The organism is Streptomyces sp. MA5143a, assembly GCF_900290235.1.
Lineage (GTDB): Bacteria > Actinomycetota > Actinomycetes > Streptomycetales > Streptomycetaceae > Streptomyces.
Genome location: NZ_OLMK01000037.1, coordinates 72,444 through 88,368 on the forward strand (window position 1 = coordinate 72,444; position 15,925 = coordinate 88,368).

The following is a 15,925-nucleotide window of genomic DNA, read 5'->3' on the forward strand; positions in this document are numbered from 1 at the left end:
CAAATTGACCACCCCGGTCTACTCTGGATCCGTGCCGGAGGACGTGGGGGGCACGCCGTTCCCTGACGGCTGGGAGCCCGACGACGACCGCGACCGCGGAGGTATGGACGAAGAGTTCGCCTCCGTGGTCTTCGACGAGGACTTCGTACGGGCGGCCGTGGTCCATGAGCCGACCGCGGTCGAGCGGCTGCTCGCCGCCGCGGAGGCCCGTGCCGCGGCCCAGGAGGCCGAGGCCCGCAGGGCCCACTCCAGAGGCCCCCGCGGCGACGACTACGACGACGGCTTCGCCGACGGCCCGGACTTCGGTCACGACCTCGATGATCTCGACGACCCCGAGATCCTGGAGGGCCGCTTCGGCTCCGACGGGCCCTACGGCAAGCAGACCCGCTGGCACCGCCCCGTCGCCTGGCTCCTCGCCCTGGTCATGGGCATCGGCATGGTCGCGCTGGCCTTCACCGCCGTCTACCGGGGCGCCTCCTCCAGCCGTGGCGACGAGGTCCCGCCCCCCGCCACCACCGGAGTCGAACAGGGTGCCTCGGCCCGTCCCTCGGCCTCCGCGGACTACTCCCAGCCGGCGGCCTCGGCGAGCCCGCGCCAACGCTGACAGCTGGTTCGACGAGACGTTCGAAAACCTGGTGAGAACCTGTCAGAAGTTGTCGCGCACCTCGGCGTTTATCGGAGCTCCGCCAGACCTACCCTGAAGGTATGGGCGGGCCCGGAGACCCACCCGAGGGGACACCCGAGGGCACCCCCGGCGGTGGAGGCGAGGACGAATACCGATCCGTCGTGTTCGACGAATCGTTCATTCGCGCTGCCCGTCTCCAGGAGTTCTCCGCCCAGGAACGCCTCACCGACCACGCCCCCGCCGTCCGTCGCCGCCCGCCCGCGCGCCGCGGCTTCTCCCGGCAGGCACTGGTCCTCGTCCTGCTGATCGCCGTCGCCTTCGGCACCGCCATCTACATGGGCGTCCGCCATCCGTACCAACCCCGGGCCACGAGTCCCACCGAGCCGCTGCGGATGACGGTGATCCCGCTGGCCCCCCAGGCGCGGGTCCCGGGCGCCGACGACCCCGAAAGGCTGTACGAGAACAGTCCCGCCGCCCACTTCCGCACCGGCGCCGACGGCATCACGATGCCGGCCACCCGCCGCACCGAGCACTTCTCCGACAGCCAGGTCGTCACCTCCCTGATCGTCGCCAAGGAGTACCTGGTCGCCTCCGCGCTCGACCCGCAGGTCCTCGCCGGCACCACCGTCGAGCCGGTACGACGGCTGCTCGACTCCGACCAGCTCGACCAGTTCGACCAGAGCTTCGACCGCCCCACCGCCGACGGACGCCACGCGCCCACCGGCTGGCTGGTCCGCTTCGACCCCTCCCGAGCCCAGCTCGCCGATACCAGGATCCGCGTCCAGGGCACCCTCCAGGCGGCGGAGTTCGACTCGGGCACCCTGGAGGTCGTCGCCGCGCACACCTTCGTGTACGCGCTGCGCCCGGCGAACCCCAAGGCGGGGGCCGAGGCGTCCCTGTTCACCGTGCGGCGCGAGCTGCACTTCCGCTTCGACCAGGACGACCTGCGCACCCGCCAGGCCGAGGTCGTCGTCTCCTACGTCCAGGCCGGACCGCTGGCCTGCGCCGACGACGCCACGAACCATCTGCGGCCGCTGCTCGCCGGCCAGCAGGACAAGGCCGGCGGCCCGGCCGGCACCGACCCGTACGCCACCGGCGGCACCACCGCCCTGTGCGGCGCCCTGGCCCAGAGCGCCCAGCCGAAGGTGTGACCACGACGAAGCGCCCGGCCCGGAGGGGAACCTCCGGGCCGGGCGCTCTCGGCGCACCGGCGGTGTCCGCCGCGTCACTCGTCGTCCGGGCGCCTGTCCTCGGCGGTGTCCGTGGTCGTACCGCCGCCCGACGCGGTGCCCTCCGACGCCGTGCCGCCGGACGCCGGGCCGCCGCCCGCGAAGCCGCTGAAGCCGCGCCGCACCCGGCCGCCGAGGTCGCCCGCGCCGCCCGCGATGTCCGTGACCAGCTTCATCAGCGGGTCCTTGGAGCTCTTCACATGGTTCGTGTAGTGCTCCGCCGACTCACGGAAGGAGTCGGTCACCTTGGTGTCCTTGTCCTCGCTGCGCCGCGGGTAGTGGCCGTCCATGATCCGCTGGAAGTCGCGGGACTCCGCCCACTTCTTCAGCTCGGCCGCGCGCACGGTGGTGAAGGGGTGCGAGCGGGGCAGCACATTGAGGATCTTCAGCACGGAGTCGCGCAGGTCGCCCCCGGCCTCGTACTCCTCGGCCTGCGCGAGGAACGCGTCGACGTTCATCTCGTGCAGGTGGTTGCCGCCCGCGATCTTCATCAGACCGCGCATCGAGGCCTTCAGGTCCTGGCCGACCAGCAGCCCGGCGCGGTCGGCGGACAGCTCCGACTTGCGGAACCACTCCCGCAGCGCGGTCACGATCGCCATGATCGCGAGGTTGCCCAGCGGGATCCAGGCGACCTTCAGCGCGAGGCTCGTCAGGAACAGCAGGATCGTGCGGTACACCGAGTGGCCGGAGAGGGCGTGGCCCACCTCGTGGCCGATGACGGCCCGCATCTCCTCCTCGTCGAGCAGCTCGACGAGCCCGGTCGTCACGACGATGATCGGCTCGTCCAGGCCGATGCACATCGCGTTCGGCTGCGGGTCCTGGTTGACGTACATCGGCGGGACCTTCTCCAGGTCCAGGATGTAACAGGCGTCCCGCAGCATGTCGTTGAGGTGGGTGAACTGCTGGTCCGAGACCCGTACGGAGTCGGACAGGAACAGCAGCCTGAGGCTGCGCTCGGGCAGCAGACCACTGAGTGCCTTGAACACCGTGTCGAAGCCGCTGAGCTTGCGCAGCGCCACCAGCGCCGAGCGGTCCGCGGGGTGTTCGTACGCCCGCGAGGAGATTCCCTCGAAGCGCCTGCGCTGCCTGCTCGGCACGTTCTCGTGCCCGTTCTGCTCGTGGCTGTCGTCCGGCATGTTTCCCCCATGCGTTTGATTGCCCATATTGCCCCCGAAGCGGAGACCAGCCTAGGCGGAGTTACCGTGGCAGGGCATCAACCGTAAGGAGCGATCTCATGGAGCATCTCCCCCACGTCACGACGGCCTCCTGGTTCACCGAGGCCGCGGACGCCGCCGCCAAGGAGCAGGGCGCGGGAAACCTGCTGCGTGTGGTGCTGATCGTGATGGTCCTGGGGTCGGTCCTGATGGCCTGGTTCCTCCTGCGCGGATACAAGCGGGACGACTGACGGTACGGAGACGGAGCCCCGTCCGTTCATCCCGGGGCGGAGTCGGCGTGATCGCCGACGCGGCCCCCGCTTACGATGGGCCGAGTCTTTATCCCGATCCCACACGGATAGGTCCTGCCGACGATGAGCTTCCACAGCACCGCTGCCGACTTGGTCACTTTCGCCGCCGAGGGCGGCGGGGAGCACGGCGGCAACCACGAGAGCCTCAGCCCCTACCTGACCGGCGGCGGAGCCCTCTTCGCCCTGCTCCTGCTGCTGTGGATCACCACGCGCTTCAACCGGGACCGCTGATCCGCGCAAAAGGTCATTCGAACAGAGTGTGTCCGCCGGGCCGGTAGTGTCTCGACGCATGGGAGAGCAGGAACCGCCTACCGGTCCGGAGCACGACACGGCGAACGACCAGGCGCACGAGACCACCGGCGGCCGGGCCGGCAGCACCGGCACGGCACCGGAGAACACCCCGTCGAACACGGAGTCGAACGCGAGGCCGAAGCCGGGGCGCAGGCGCCTCGGCGTCATGGGCGGGACGTTCGACCCGATCCACCACGGGCACCTCGTCGCGGCCCAGGAGGTCGCCGCGCAGTTCGGTCTCGACGAGGTCGTGTTCGTACCGACCGGCCAGCCCTGGCAGAAGTCCCACCGCACGGTGTCGGCCGCCGAGGACCGGTACCTGATGACGGTCATCGCGACGGCCGAGAACCCCCAGTTCTCCGTCAGCCGCATCGACGTCGACCGCAAGGGCCCCACGTACACCATCGACACCCTGCGCGAGCTGCACGAACTCAACCCGGACACGGACCTCTTCTTCATCACGGGCGCCGACGCGCTCGGCCAGATCCTCACCTGGCGCGACGCCGAGGAGCTGTTCTCCCTCGCGCACTTCATCGGGGTCACCCGTCCCGGCCACACTTTGGCCGACCCCGGCCTGCCCGCGGGCGGGGTCACGCTCGTTGAGGTTCCGGCGCTCGCCATCTCGTCCACCGACTGCCGTGCGAGGGTCGCCAAGGGCGACCCCGTCTGGTATCTGGTGCCGGACGGAGTGGTGCGCTACATCGACAAGCGGCAGCTGTACCGCGGCGAGTGAGCCGAGAGGGGCACCGGTGAACGACCGATACGACGCTGGCCACGGGGGCGACCAGCCGTACGAACTCGTCGGCTACGACGAGTTCGGACAGCCGGTGTACCGACAGGCGCCCACCCAGCAGGTGCCTCAGCAACAGACGTACGACCCCTACGGGCAGCAGCAGGGCTACGGTCAGGGTTACGGCCAGAACCACGGACAAGGTGGTTACGGCCAGGGCTACGGGTACGACCCGTACGCGACCGGCCAGGTCCAGCAGCAGCCCACCCAGGGCTACGGCACCGCCTACGACACGGGCCAGCAGGCACCGGCACCCGCGTACGACCCCTACGACCCGTACGGGCAGACCGCGGTCACCGGCCATCAGGCCCCGGTCGCCGAGCAGACGGCCCTCATCCCGCACCAGACGGGCCCGCAGGAGACCACCGAGGACGGCGGTCCCGAGGCCGGCGCGGAGACCGGCGACCCGGAGTACCGCACCGAGCAGTTCGCCTTCGTCGACCAGCCCGACGGCGACTCCGAGGACGTCATCGACTGGCTGAACTTCACCGAGAACCGCACCGAGCGCCGTGAGGAGGCCAAGCGGCGCGCCAAGAGCCGCATGATCGCCCTCGTGGTCGTGCTGGCGCTGGTCGCGGTCGGCGGCGTCGGCTATCTCTGGTTCGCGGGCGTGCTGCCCGGCTCCTCCGCCGACCAGAAGACCGGCACGACCACCGCCGCGGGCGCCCAGAAGCGCGACGTCATCGCCGTCCACCTGCACGACACCAAGAAGGGCGGCACCTCCACGGCGCTGCTCGTCGACAACACCACCACCAAACGGGGGGCGACCGTCCTGCTGCCCAACTCCCTCGCCCTGACCGGCGACGACGGCACCACGACCACCCTCGCCAAGTCCGTCGAGGACGACGGCTCCGCCGGCACCCGCGAGGAACTCGACACCGTCCTCGGCACCGACATCGAGGGCACCTGGCGCCTGGACACCCCCTTCCTGAGCAACCTCGTCGAACTCGTCGGCAACATCGACCTCGACACCGACGTCTCGGTACCGGACCCGGAGGCGAAGAAGAAGGGCGAGGCGCCCCTCGTCACCAAGGGCGAGAACCAGACGCTCAGCGGCAAGATGGCCGTCGCCTACGCCACCTACCGGGCCTCCGGCGAGTCGCAGGACGCCCAGCTGAAGCGGTTCGGGCAGGTCATGCAGGGCGTGCTGCGCAAGCTGTCCTCCGACGCCCAGGCGGCCACGGTCACCGTGCAGACCCTCGGTCAGATCCTCGACCCCTCGCTCGGCGAGAAGGACCTCGGCGCGTTCCTCGCGGGGCTCGCCGACCGCGCCAAGGGCGGCGACTACACGTCCGAGCTGCTCCCCGTCCAGCAGGACGGCACCCTCAGCGCCGAGGACTCCGACAGCGTGGTCCGGAACCTGCTCGGCGGCACCGCCAGGAGCCCCGAGGCCGGGGACACTCTCCGCGTCGGCATCCGCAACGCCACCGGCGACAAGGACGCCACCGAACAGGCCCGTGTGGTCCTGCTCAACGGCGGCTACACCTTCCTGGACGCCGGCACCGTCGGCACCGCCGAGGCCACCTCCCGGGTGCTCTACTCCGACGCGGCCCGCAAACAGGACGCCGTCGAGGTCGCCAAGACCCTCGGCCTTCCCGCGAGCGCCGTGAAGAAGGGCGAGACCACGTCCAACGCCGACGTCACCGTCGTCCTCGGCCGGAACTACGAGACGACGGACCCGCCGGGCACGGGCGGCACCACGGGTACGACGGGGACCACGGGCGCGGGTAGCACGGGTACGACCGGCACCACGGGTGCCACGAGTACGACGGGTACGAGCGGGACCACCGGCTGACCGTCACCCCCTCGGATCGGCAGTGATCGCGATCAGGCCCCGGAGCCGCTTCGACGGCGGTGCTCCGGGGCCTGATCGCTTAACCCGTGGGGCTGTGTCGGCGGTACATGAGACCCTTGTGGTAGCCCGTGAGGGTTCCTGACCGCCTACGGAAAGCCATGTAGTGACCGCCACCGACCGCTCCATCGAGCTCATCCACACCGCCGCACAGGCGGCCGCCGACAAGCTCGCGCACGACATCATCGCGTACGACGTCAGCGATGTGCTCTCCATCACGGACGCCTTCCTGCTCGCCTCCGCGCCCAACGACCGCCAGGTCAAGTCGATCGTCGACGAGATCGAGGAGCGGCTGAACAAGGAGCTCGGCGCCAAGCCGGTCCGCCGTGAGGGGGACCGCGAGGCCCGCTGGGTGCTGCTGGACTACGTCGACATCGTCGTGCACGTCCAGCACAGCGAGGAGCGCGTCTTCTACGCCCTGGAGCGGCTCTGGAAGGACTGCCCCGAGCTGGACCTGCCCGCCGACGCGCAGGCCACCAAGGGCAAGGCCGCGGAGCACGCGAAGCTGCAGGCCGCCGAGGAGGCCGCCGAGCTGGGCGGGGAACTGCGATGACCCCGGGGGCCGACCCGGCCGACCGCAAGGGTCGCGGGCGCCGGATCATCCTGTGGCGGCACGGCCAGACCTCGTGGAACGTGGAGCGCCGCTTCCAGGGCACCACCGACGTCGAGCTCACCGAGACCGGCCTCGGCCAGGCCCGCCGCGCCGCCCGGCTGCTCGCCTCCCTCAAACCGGACGCGATCGTCGCCTCCGACCTCCAGCGCGCCGCGCGGACGGCCGCCGAGCTGGCCGCTCTGACCGGCCTGGAGGTCTCGCACGACGAGGGCCTGCGGGAGACGTACGCGGGTGTCTGGCAGGGCCTCACGCACGACGAGATCATCGCCCGGTACGGCGAGGAGTACGGCGCGTGGAAGCGCGGCGAGGCGGTCCGTCGCGGCGGCGGTGAACTGGAGACCGAGGTCGCCGACCGTGCCGCCCCCGTGGTGCTCCGGCACGCCGACAAGCTCCCGGAGAACGGCACCCTCGTGGTCACCAGCCACGGCGGCACCATCCGCACCACCATCGGCCGCCTGCTCGGCCTGGAGCCGCAGTACTGGGAGAGCCTCGGCGGCCTCTCCAACTGCTGCTGGTCCGTCCTCGGCGAGGGCGTCCGTGGCTGGCGTCTGCTGGAGCACAACGCCGGCACCCTCCCGGAGCCGGTGCTCGGCGACGACGACTGAGCGGCCGCGCGGGGCCCCGGCGGCGGGGCCGCGGCCCGGATTTCACTTTCCGGCAGGTCGCAGGCTAAAGTTCTTCTTGTTCGCCCCGCCGAGCGGGGCGAAACACCATACGGCTTCGGCCGCATGGGGCAAGGGGCTATAGCTCAGTTGGTAGAGCGCCTGCATGGCATGCAGGAGGTCAGGAGTTCAATTCTCCTTAGCTCCACACATCGGACAGAAGATCCCGTTCCCGGCAGGGGACGGGATTTTTCGTGTGAGATCCGTGACCTCCTTGAGCGCGGGGCGCCCCACGGGCGTATACCTCTGCGGACGACCTTCTTTCCTGTCGCGTGTCCGGACTGGTACGAAGGCGTCGCTGACCGTATTGGTCCGGCCGTGGCAGAATCAAACGGCCGGAAGGGGGCGCGGCCCGACGGGAGGGAGAAGCGATGCCTGCGAGCATCCGCGGGAAGGTCCACGACCTTCCCGCCGCTGTGATGATGCGGAGCAAGACCACCCTCCTGTGCCCTTCCTGCGGCTCGCTCCACGTTGCCCAAGTACTCGGTGACAACGGAGGTATTTCCTACGTGTGCACGGCCTGCGGCCACAGCTGGAGCTGATCGATGGGCGCACACAGGAGGAAATGCGACTGGTGCGGCAGCGGCACCCCGATCGTCCGCGACATGGAACCCGTCAACGCCGACTACCAGTACTGGTGCGAGGAATGCGCACGGGCGCTGATCATAAAAGGCGACCCCATCGAGACGTACCGCGAGCTCGAGGGCGAGCCGATCTACGGCCGGCTCCTCGAGGAGCACTGCACGCTCAAGCGTTTCTACTCGTTCGTGACCGCCTGAGCGGCCAGGTGTCAACGCGACGCCCCAACAACGGGCGTAATGCGCTGAAATCGCCCATAAGGTGCGCCGCTCGGAAAGGATTTGGTGGTCGGCGCGGGGACCGGTAAAGTTGGCGATGTCGCCGGGGGAACCCGGCGGAAACAGCAAGGGGCTATAGCTCAGTTGGTAGAGCGCCTGCATGGCATGCAGGAGGTCAGGAGTTCAATTCTCCTTAGCTCCACAGAAAAGACCCCGTCCAAGTGGACGGGGTCTTCGCGTTGTTGACGGTGTTTCGGGGGCCGGCCGCCGACCGTGCGACAGGGCCTGAGAGCGCCTGTGACGGCGGCCAGGGGGACGGAAAAGGGCGGGCCGCCCCGTAACGGGTGGCCCGCCCTCGCGTCGCTTCAGCGGGGTCTCAGCGGCCGCTGCCCAGAGCCCGGCGGCCACGGCCCTGGGAGAGGACCGGGAGGTTGCGGGACGGGGCGTTGCCCCGGGTGTCCTCCTCGATGCGCAGGGCCAGCGCCGGGCAGCGCCGCACCGCACGCAGTGCCTTCGCCTCGGCGTACTGCGGGACCTTCGCCTGGGCGACTGTGGGGAAGCCGTCGGCGCCCAGCTGGAAGACCTCCGGGAGGATGTCGGCGCACAGGCCGTGCCCCCGGCACAGCGTCCAGTCGACGAAGATCTTCTGGCGGCTCGCGCCGGACTCCTCCTGAGCCGCGCCGCCCGGGAGGCCCGTGGGCCCCCTGCCGCCCTCGAACAGCGGCAGGACACCTTCCACGGGCCGCCCGCAGCCGTTGCCGAGGACATGCGCGGCGAGGTCGTCGGTGAAGGCCTTGATGGTCGACTCCAGGAACATCGCGGAGCCGTCGGGGTGCGAGCACGCTCCGCGCCGCTTGACGTTCTTGGCGACCTGCTTGAGTGCCTCCAGGGCGGCCGGTCCGCCGCCGTTGAGGATGTCCTCCATGCCGCGCGCGGCGGCCGGCAGACCGAGGTAGCAGGGACCGCACTGTCCCGCGCTCTCCTCGGCGAGCCACTTGGCGACCTGGAGCGACTCGCCGAGCGGGCAGGTGTCCTGGCTGATCGGCAGGATCGCGCCCGCGCCGAGCGCACCGCCCACCGCGTCCAGGGAGTTGCGGGAGACGACCGCCTCGTTGACCGTCGCCGCGTCGATCCACTTGCCGTGGTAGCCGCCCGTCAGCACACCCTGCGGGACCGGCGGCGCGCCGGCGAGCTGCAGGATGTAGCGCAGCGGCACGCCGGTCGGTGCCTCGATCACCATGGGCCGGGCGACCGCGCCGGAGACGGTGAGCATGACGGTGCCCGGCTCGTCGTACAGGCCGGTGTTGGCGTACCGCTCGGCGCCGATGCGGGCGCCGATGGCGAGCTGGGCGAAGGTCTCCGCGTTCGAGAGCAGCGTCGGCGCGCCTCCGACACCGCTCTTGGACGCGCTGGTCTTACGGCCGGGCGGGATCGCCGGGCCCCCGTCGATGGAACGGATCAGCGAGGCGGCCGCGCCCGTGACCATGCGGACCGGATTGCGCTGCACGCTCGCGCGGATGGCCGCGCCGCGCCGGTTGCCGAGGCCGCGCTCGGCGAGGGCGGCCTCCATGGACCGCTGGGTGGATTCACGTGTCACCCCGATGACCAGCTGACGGGCGCCGAGGGCCTCCGCGACCAGCAGGGCGCCGTCCAGGATGAGGTGCGGGGCACGGTTGATCAGCACCGTGTCCTTGCGGCAGGCGGGTTCGTCCTCACTGCCGTTGACGACCACGACCGGCCGGATGCCGCGCTTGATCGCCGACTCGGCGACCGAGCGCAGCTTCTTGTGGAACGGGAAGCCCGCGCCGCCCCTGCCCTTCAGATTGATCCGCTCGGAGAGCTGGGCCAACTGCTCCCCGCCCATGGGTTCGAGCGGACCGTGCACCTTCAGGTGCATGGGGAGATCGAGTCTCTCGACGAGGTCGAAGCCCGAGGTGAGCTGGGGGAGCCCCACCACACGGACTTCGGGGACGTCGGGAAGGGCCTCGTTCACTTAAAGCCTCCGGAAGGCGCGTTCCAGGGTTCGCCTGAGCCCGGCTGGTCGTACCCGGGCAGCGTTTCAGTGGCGGGACCGCTGTTGTACGTGTCGTTCGGGTTGTACGTGCCGTAGGGGGCGTTCGTCTCAGCGGTTCCGTAGGAACTTTCCGGAACCCCCGTGGGGTACGCCTCACCCTGGTACGTCTGGCCCGGGTATGCCTGGCCGCCGAGGGTCTGGCCGCCCAGGGGCTGCCCGGCGAAGGTGTCCTGCATGGGGTCGTACGACGACGGGGGCGCCTCGCCGACCGGCGGCGGGGACGGGGACGGCCAGCGCGTGCCCGTGGCCGGACCGTCGTCCAGACGGGGCATGGCCTGCGTGGGCTGCATGTCCAGCGGGGGCTGCTGCTGGGTCAGGTAGGGCGCGGTCGGCTCCGGGGAGCGCGGTGTCATCGACACGGCGCGGTAGGCCGCCGCGAAACCGGGGCCGTCGGCCGACGCGCCCGTGCGGGGCGGGGGCACGAGGCTGTCGCCCAGCGCGGGGCCCGGGGCCTGGCCGCCGAAGCCCGGCAGGGGGAACTGCCCGGTGTCCCGCTGCCGGGAGTCGCGCGGTCCGTCCTCACGGCGCCCGCCCGGCTCCTCACGGCGCCCGCCCGGGTCCTGGCGGGCGGCCCGGGACTTGACGAGCTCGTCGACCTCGGGGGGACGCTGGCCGTCGGTGCCCAGGACGGCCGTGATGCGCTCCACGAACTGCCGCTTGACCGAACGGGGGGCCGCCCGCAGCAGCAGCGCCGCGGCCACTGCGGCCAGGCCCAGCGAGTAGAGCGTGATGAAGATCGGCTTGGCTTCGCGACCCGCGTAGAGTCCGTGCACGAGAGCGAAACACCAGGCCGCGTAGGCCAGCATGTGCATCGCCCGCCAGCGCGCCGCGGTCTCCGCCGGGGAGGCGAAGTTGCTGCGCAGTGCGCCGGTGACGGCGACGAAGATCATCAGGGATGCGGCGGTCGCACCGAAGCCGATGAGCGCGCCCGTACCCGTCACGCCGAGCGCGAAGGGGAACAGGGCGATCGCGGAGACGTGGTCCAGCGCCAGCTTGACGGTGACGTGGAGGACGAGGAACGCGACCGACGCGATGGCGGTCGTCCGGTGGACGGCCTGGCCGATGATCCGCTGGCGCACGCTGAGCAGGGTGCGGTCCTGGGCGACGAGTCCCCAGAGCACCGACAGGGTCAGCGACACCAGCGAGAGGACGCCGGCGCCGAAGTCGAGGAACTCACGGTAGGCGTCACCTCCGACCAGCACACTTACGGGTATCAGCAGCAGAGCGGCAGCGGTCGCGATCCCGTAGGCCGAACGGCCGGTCTGGGGCAGCGTGCTGTTACTGCGACGAGGGTTCATGGGGGCAACTCCGAACAGTTCGGGAAAGCGGTCCCGTCGTCGAACTGTAAGTGGTGCCAAACCGAGCAGTAGGTGGTTTGAGTTATTGCGCTGTTATCAAGGGCCAATCTCACATCGGTGATGTCCCTTAGTGGTTGTTACGCGAAGTAAGATTTGAACTTTGTTCAACTTTTTTGGCCGGATCCTGTGGCTGACACACCGCTGGTCCTGTCCTGTGACGGCCCGGAACCTCGTCGCGACGGCTGGGGACCCTGGGGTACCCTGAGCCCATGCGTGCCGTACGCCTTCTGCTTAGCGAGCCGCGCTGATCAGTCCCGACCGCCGATGAACGGCGTGGTCGGAATCGGCGCGGCGTCCCCTCCTGTGCGAGGGGATTTTTCGTTTCCGGACGAACCCACCGCTGGCAGAGACGATCGATGGAGCTTTGAGGATCATGAGCGAGACGAACCCCGCTGCCGCAGGAGCGTCGGTGGATACCGCGCCGCACCGCTACACGGCCGCCGTCGCGGCCGAGATCGAGGCACGCTGGCAGGACTTCTGGGACGCCGAGGGCACCTACGCGGCACCGAACCCCAAGGGCGACCTGGCGGGCGACCCGGAGCTGGCCGCCCGCCCCAAGAAGTTCATCATGGACATGTTCCCGTACCCCTCCGGTGCGGGCCTGCACGTCGGTCACCCGCTGGGGTACATCGCCACCGACGTCTTCGCCCGCTACCAGCGGATGACCGGCCACAACGTCCTGCACACCCTGGGCTTCGACGCGTTCGGCCTGCCCGCCGAGCAGCACGCCGTGGCCACCGGCGAGCACCCCCGGGTCACCACCGAGGCCGCCATCACCAACATGAAGTCCCAGCTGCGCCGGCTGGGCCTGGGCCACGACAAGCGCCGGTCGTTCGCCACGATCGACCCGGACTACTACAAGTGGACCCAGTGGATCTTCCTGCAGATCTTCAACTCCTGGTACGACGACGAGGCGAGGAAGGCCCGCCCCATCGCCGAACTGGTCGCCCAGTTCGAGTCGGGTGAGCGCGCCGTGCCCGGCGGGCGCTCCTGGAACGCGCTGAGCGCCGTCGAACGCGCCGACGTCCTGGGCGAGTACCGCCTGGCCTACGCCTCCGACGCGCCCGTGAACTGGTGCCCCGGCCTGGGCACCGTCCTGGCCAACGAGGAGGTCACCGCCGACGGCCGCTCCGAGCGCGGCAACTTCCCCGTCTTCAAGGCCAAGCTGCGCCAGTGGAACATGCGGATCACGGCCTACGCCGACCGTCTGCTGGAGGACCTGGAGGCGCTGGACTGGCCCGAGGCCATCAAGCTGCAGCAGCGCAACTGGATCGGCCGCTCCGAGGGCGCCCGCGTCGACTTCCCGATCGACGGCGAGCACATCACCGTCTTCACCACGCGTCCCGACACACTGTTCGGCGCGAGCTACATGGTGCTGGCCCCCGAGCACCCGCTGGTCGACAAGTTCACCCCGGCCGCCTGGCCCGAGGGCACCCACGACGTGTGGACCGGCGGGCACGCCACCCCCGCCGAGGCCGTCTCCGCCTACCGAGCCCAGGCCGCCTCGAAGTCCGACGTCGAGCGGCAGGCCGAGGCCAAGGACAAGACGGGCGTCTTCACCGGCTCCTACGCCACCAACCCCGTCAACGGCGAGAAGATCCCCGTCTTCATCGCCGACTACGTGCTGATGGGCTACGGCACCGGCGCCATCATGGCCGTCCCGGCGCACGACGTGCGTGACTTCGCGTTCGCGCGCGCCTTCGAGCTGCCGATCATCTGCGTCGTCGAACCGACGGACGACCGGGGCACGGACACGTCGGCGTGGGACGACGCCTTCGTCTCGTACGACGCGACGATCGTCAACTCCACCGGTGCGGGCGTCTCCCTGGACGGCCTGGGCGTCGTCGAGGCCAAGGCGCGCGTCACCGAGTGGCTGGAGCGGTCCGGCATCGGCGAGGGCACCGTCAACTTCCGTCTGCGCGACTGGCTGTTCAGCCGCCAGCGCTACTGGGGCGAGCCCTTCCCGATCGTCTACGACGAGGACGGCGTCGCCCACTCCCTGCCGCAGTCGATGCTGCCGCTGGAGCTGCCCGAGGTCGAGGACTACTCGCCCCGCACCTTCGACCCGGACGACGCCGACACCCAGCCCGAGACTCCGCTGTCGCGGAACGAGGAGTGGGTCGACGTCACGCTGGACCTGGGCGACGGGCCGAAGAAGTACCGGCGCGAGACCAACACCATGCCCAACTGGGCCGGTTCCTGCTGGTACGAGCTGCGCTACCTGGACCCGCACAACGACCGGCAGATGGTCGACCCCGAGATCGAGCGCTACTGGATGGGCCCGGGCGAGGACCGGCCGCACGGCGGTGTCGACCTGTACGTCGGCGGCGCCGAGCACGCCGTGCTGCACCTGCTGTACGCGCGCTTCTGGTCCAAGGTCCTGTACGACCTGGGGTACGTCTCGTCCGCCGAGCCGTTCCACAAGCTGTTCAACCAGGGCATGATCCAGGCGTTCGTCTACCGCGACAGCCGTGGCTTCGCGGTGCCCGCCGCCGAGGTGGAGGAGCGCGACGGCGCCTTCTACTACGAGGGCGAGCAGGTCAGCCGTCTGCTGGGCAAGATGGGCAAGTCCCTGAAGAACGCGGTCACCCCTGAATCCATCTGCGAGGAGTACGGCGCCGACACCCTGCGTCTGTACGAGATGGCGATGGGCCCGCTGGATGTCTCCCGGCCGTGGGACACGCGCGCGGTGGTGGGCCAGTTCCGGCTGTTGCAGCGGCTGTGGCGCAACATCGTCGACGAGGCGACCGGTGAGGTCACGGTCGTCGACGCCGAGCCCGGCGAGGACACGCTGCGGGCGCTGCACAAGGCGATCGACGGGGTGCGCCAGGACCTGGAGGGCCTGCGCTTCAACACGGCGATCGCCAAGGTCACCGAGCTGAACAACCACCTGACCAAGGCGGGCGGTCCCGTCTCGCGGTCCGTCGCCGAGGCGCTGGTCCTGCTGGTCGCGCCGCTGGCCCCGCACATCGCCGAGGAGCTGTGGCGCAAGCTGGGCCACGGCGACACCGTCGTCCACCAGGACTTCCCGGTCGCCGACCAGGCGTACGTCGTGGACGAGGCCGTCACCTGCGTCGTCCAGATCAAGGGCAAGGTCAAGGCCCGCCTGGAGGTTCCGCCGGCCATCTCCGAGGAGGAGCTGGAGAAGGTGGCCCTGGCCGACGAGAAGGTGGTCGCGGCGCTGGCCGGGGCACCGATCCGCAAGGTGATCGTGCGTGCGCCGAAGCTGGTGAACATCGTCGTCTAGGGCTGGTCGGGCCCGGGCTGGGGGCGGGGCCGTGCGGTTGTCGTGTGGTCGCACGGGGTGATCCCCTACGGGCAGGTTCGGGGTTCTGCTGGAACTGTGGACCTGCCCGTTGCGTTTACCGTGGAAGAGCGCCGCAGTATGTGGCGTGCCGGTCGAAGGAGGAGCGCGCCGTGGAAGCCGTGATCGCAATCGTCGCCCTGCTCTTCGTGCTGTGCGTGGTGCTGGGCGCGTACGCCACGGTGAAGGCGGTCGGCGCGGCCAAGCGCGGCGTGGACCGCACGATCACCCAGGCCAAGCGGACGGTCGAGGACACCACCCTGCGCGCCAGGAGCCTCGCCCAGCCCGGCCCCGTCGGCCAACTCGCGGACCTGCGCCTGAGGTTGCGCACCTCGATGCGGGCCACCCAGGAGGCGCTCCAGGCGGGCGTCGGCGAGGACGAGTCCCTGAAGGAGTCCCTCGCCCTGTTCCAGCAGCTCAGCAGGCACGGCCGTGAGCTGGACGACGAGCTCAGGCGGTTGGAACCCGAGCCGGACCGCGCGAAGTTGGTCCAACGGCTGCCCGATCTGCGCACCCGCACGGAGAAGATCATCAAGTCGGCCGACGCCCTGCGCTGGGCGGCGCACGACCGGGCCCGCAAGTTCGCCGAGGACGACCTGGAGACGCTCAGCGCCCAGATCGACGTCGAGGCGGGCGCGCTGCGGCACTGGACGACCGATCCGTCCGAGCCCGCGCACGTCTGGCCCGAGGCACCGAAGCCCGAGCCGACCGCCTCCGGCGGGCAGAAGTGGCAGGAGAGCACCGGGGCCCGCACCACCGAGGAGCCGTCCCGGCCGGCGATCACCCCGCCGGGACCGCGCCCGACATATCCATGGCAGAAGAAGCCGCGCCCGGAGAGCACGACTTGATGAGGTGCGGAGCGGCC

The 15,925-nt window shown here is 70.3% G+C and carries 14 protein-coding genes and 2 tRNA genes; 13 read left to right on the forward strand and 3 right to left on the reverse strand.

Translation table 11 applies throughout. The annotated features are described in order from the left end of the window. Positions 1 to 31: 31 nt before the first annotated feature. Together SMA5143A_RS18800 and SMA5143A_RS18805 are read left to right on the forward strand one after the other, a co-directional pair. Entirely contained in the window at positions 32 to 604 is a 573-nt protein-coding gene (locus SMA5143A_RS18800; protein WP_107464069.1) for an SCO2584 family spore wall biosynthesis protein, read from the forward strand. A 101-nt stretch (positions 605 to 705) separates the two neighbouring features. Next, on the forward strand, positions 706 to 1,776 hold the full coding sequence (locus SMA5143A_RS18805) for an SCO2583 family membrane protein (RefSeq protein WP_107464070.1): 1,071 nt from the start codon (positions 706 to 708) through the stop codon (positions 1,774 to 1,776). A gap of 74 nt (positions 1,777 to 1,850) precedes the next feature. Here the strand turns inward: SMA5143A_RS18805 and SMA5143A_RS18810 are convergent, their stop codons facing one another. Beyond that, positions 1,851 to 2,990 carry a M48 family metallopeptidase gene (locus SMA5143A_RS18810; protein ID WP_107464071.1) on the reverse strand — a complete coding sequence of 380 codons (1,140 nt, stop codon included), beginning with the start codon at positions 2,988 to 2,990 and terminating at the stop codon, positions 1,851 to 1,853. 98 nt (positions 2,991 to 3,088) lie between these two features. On the opposite strand from SMA5143A_RS18810, the gene SMA5143A_RS43050 reads away from it, so the two are divergent. From SMA5143A_RS43050 to SMA5143A_RS18845, 9 genes are all read left to right on the forward strand, one after another. Further along, a complete protein-coding gene (locus tag SMA5143A_RS43050; RefSeq protein ID WP_181361922.1) occupies positions 3,089 to 3,259 on the forward strand; it encodes a hypothetical protein in 171 nt (56 codons plus the stop codon). 123 nt (positions 3,260 to 3,382) lie between these two features. Next, complete coding sequence (locus tag SMA5143A_RS43055; protein WP_099964502.1) at positions 3,383 to 3,550, forward strand: hypothetical protein; 168 nt, start codon at positions 3,383 to 3,385, stop codon at positions 3,548 to 3,550. A gap of 58 nt (positions 3,551 to 3,608) precedes the next feature. Continuing rightward, a complete protein-coding gene (gene nadD, locus SMA5143A_RS18815) occupies positions 3,609 to 4,343 on the forward strand; it encodes a nicotinate-nucleotide adenylyltransferase (RefSeq protein ID WP_107464072.1) in 735 nt (244 codons plus the stop codon). 16 nt (positions 4,344 to 4,359) lie between these two features. Further along, complete coding sequence (locus SMA5143A_RS18820) at positions 4,360 to 6,195, forward strand: LCP family protein (protein ID WP_107464073.1); 1,836 nt, start codon at positions 4,360 to 4,362, stop codon at positions 6,193 to 6,195. Between the two features lie 163 nt (positions 6,196 to 6,358). Then, a complete protein-coding gene (rsfS, locus tag SMA5143A_RS18825) occupies positions 6,359 to 6,805 on the forward strand; it encodes a ribosome silencing factor (RefSeq protein ID WP_107464074.1) in 447 nt (148 codons plus the stop codon). Beyond that, positions 6,802 to 7,470: a histidine phosphatase family protein gene (locus SMA5143A_RS18830; protein WP_107464075.1), complete on the forward strand. Its 669-nt coding sequence runs from the start codon at positions 6,802 to 6,804 to the stop codon at positions 7,468 to 7,470. Before rsfS ends, SMA5143A_RS18830 begins: the two co-directional genes overlap by 4 nt. Before the next feature lie 132 nt (positions 7,471 to 7,602). After that, positions 7,603 to 7,675: transfer RNA gene (locus SMA5143A_RS18835), tRNA-Ala, on the forward strand. A gap of 397 nt (positions 7,676 to 8,072) precedes the next feature. Continuing rightward, positions 8,073 to 8,306 carry a hypothetical protein gene (locus tag SMA5143A_RS18840; protein ID WP_005479297.1) on the forward strand — a complete coding sequence of 78 codons (234 nt, stop codon included), beginning with the start codon at positions 8,073 to 8,075 and terminating at the stop codon, positions 8,304 to 8,306. A 147-nt stretch (positions 8,307 to 8,453) separates the two neighbouring features. Then, positions 8,454 to 8,526: transfer RNA gene (locus tag SMA5143A_RS18845), tRNA-Ala, on the forward strand. A gap of 174 nt (positions 8,527 to 8,700) precedes the next feature. Here SMA5143A_RS18845 and SMA5143A_RS18850 read toward each other — a convergent pair. Then, positions 8,701 to 10,317: an NADH-quinone oxidoreductase subunit NuoF family protein gene (locus SMA5143A_RS18850; RefSeq protein WP_107464076.1), complete on the reverse strand. Its 1,617-nt coding sequence runs from the start codon at positions 10,315 to 10,317 to the stop codon at positions 8,701 to 8,703. After that, positions 10,314 to 11,696, reverse strand: coding sequence for a ferric reductase-like transmembrane domain-containing protein (locus SMA5143A_RS18855; protein WP_258193604.1), 1,383 nt, complete (start codon positions 11,694 to 11,696; stop codon positions 10,314 to 10,316). Before SMA5143A_RS18855 ends, SMA5143A_RS18850 begins: the two co-directional genes overlap by 4 nt. Positions 11,697 to 12,129: 433 nt before the next feature. Between SMA5143A_RS18855 and leuS the strand changes: the two genes are divergently transcribed. Next, the gene (gene leuS, locus SMA5143A_RS18860; protein WP_107464078.1) at positions 12,130 to 15,003 is read left to right on the forward strand and encodes a leucine--tRNA ligase; all 2,874 of its coding nucleotides are present in this window, start codon (positions 12,130 to 12,132) and stop codon (positions 15,001 to 15,003) included. A 170-nt stretch (positions 15,004 to 15,173) separates the two neighbouring features. Continuing rightward, positions 15,174 to 15,908 (forward strand): hypothetical protein, encoded by a 735-nt coding sequence (locus SMA5143A_RS18865; RefSeq protein ID WP_181361923.1) that lies wholly within the window; start codon positions 15,174 to 15,176, stop codon positions 15,906 to 15,908. Positions 15,909 to 15,925 lie beyond the last annotated feature (17 nt).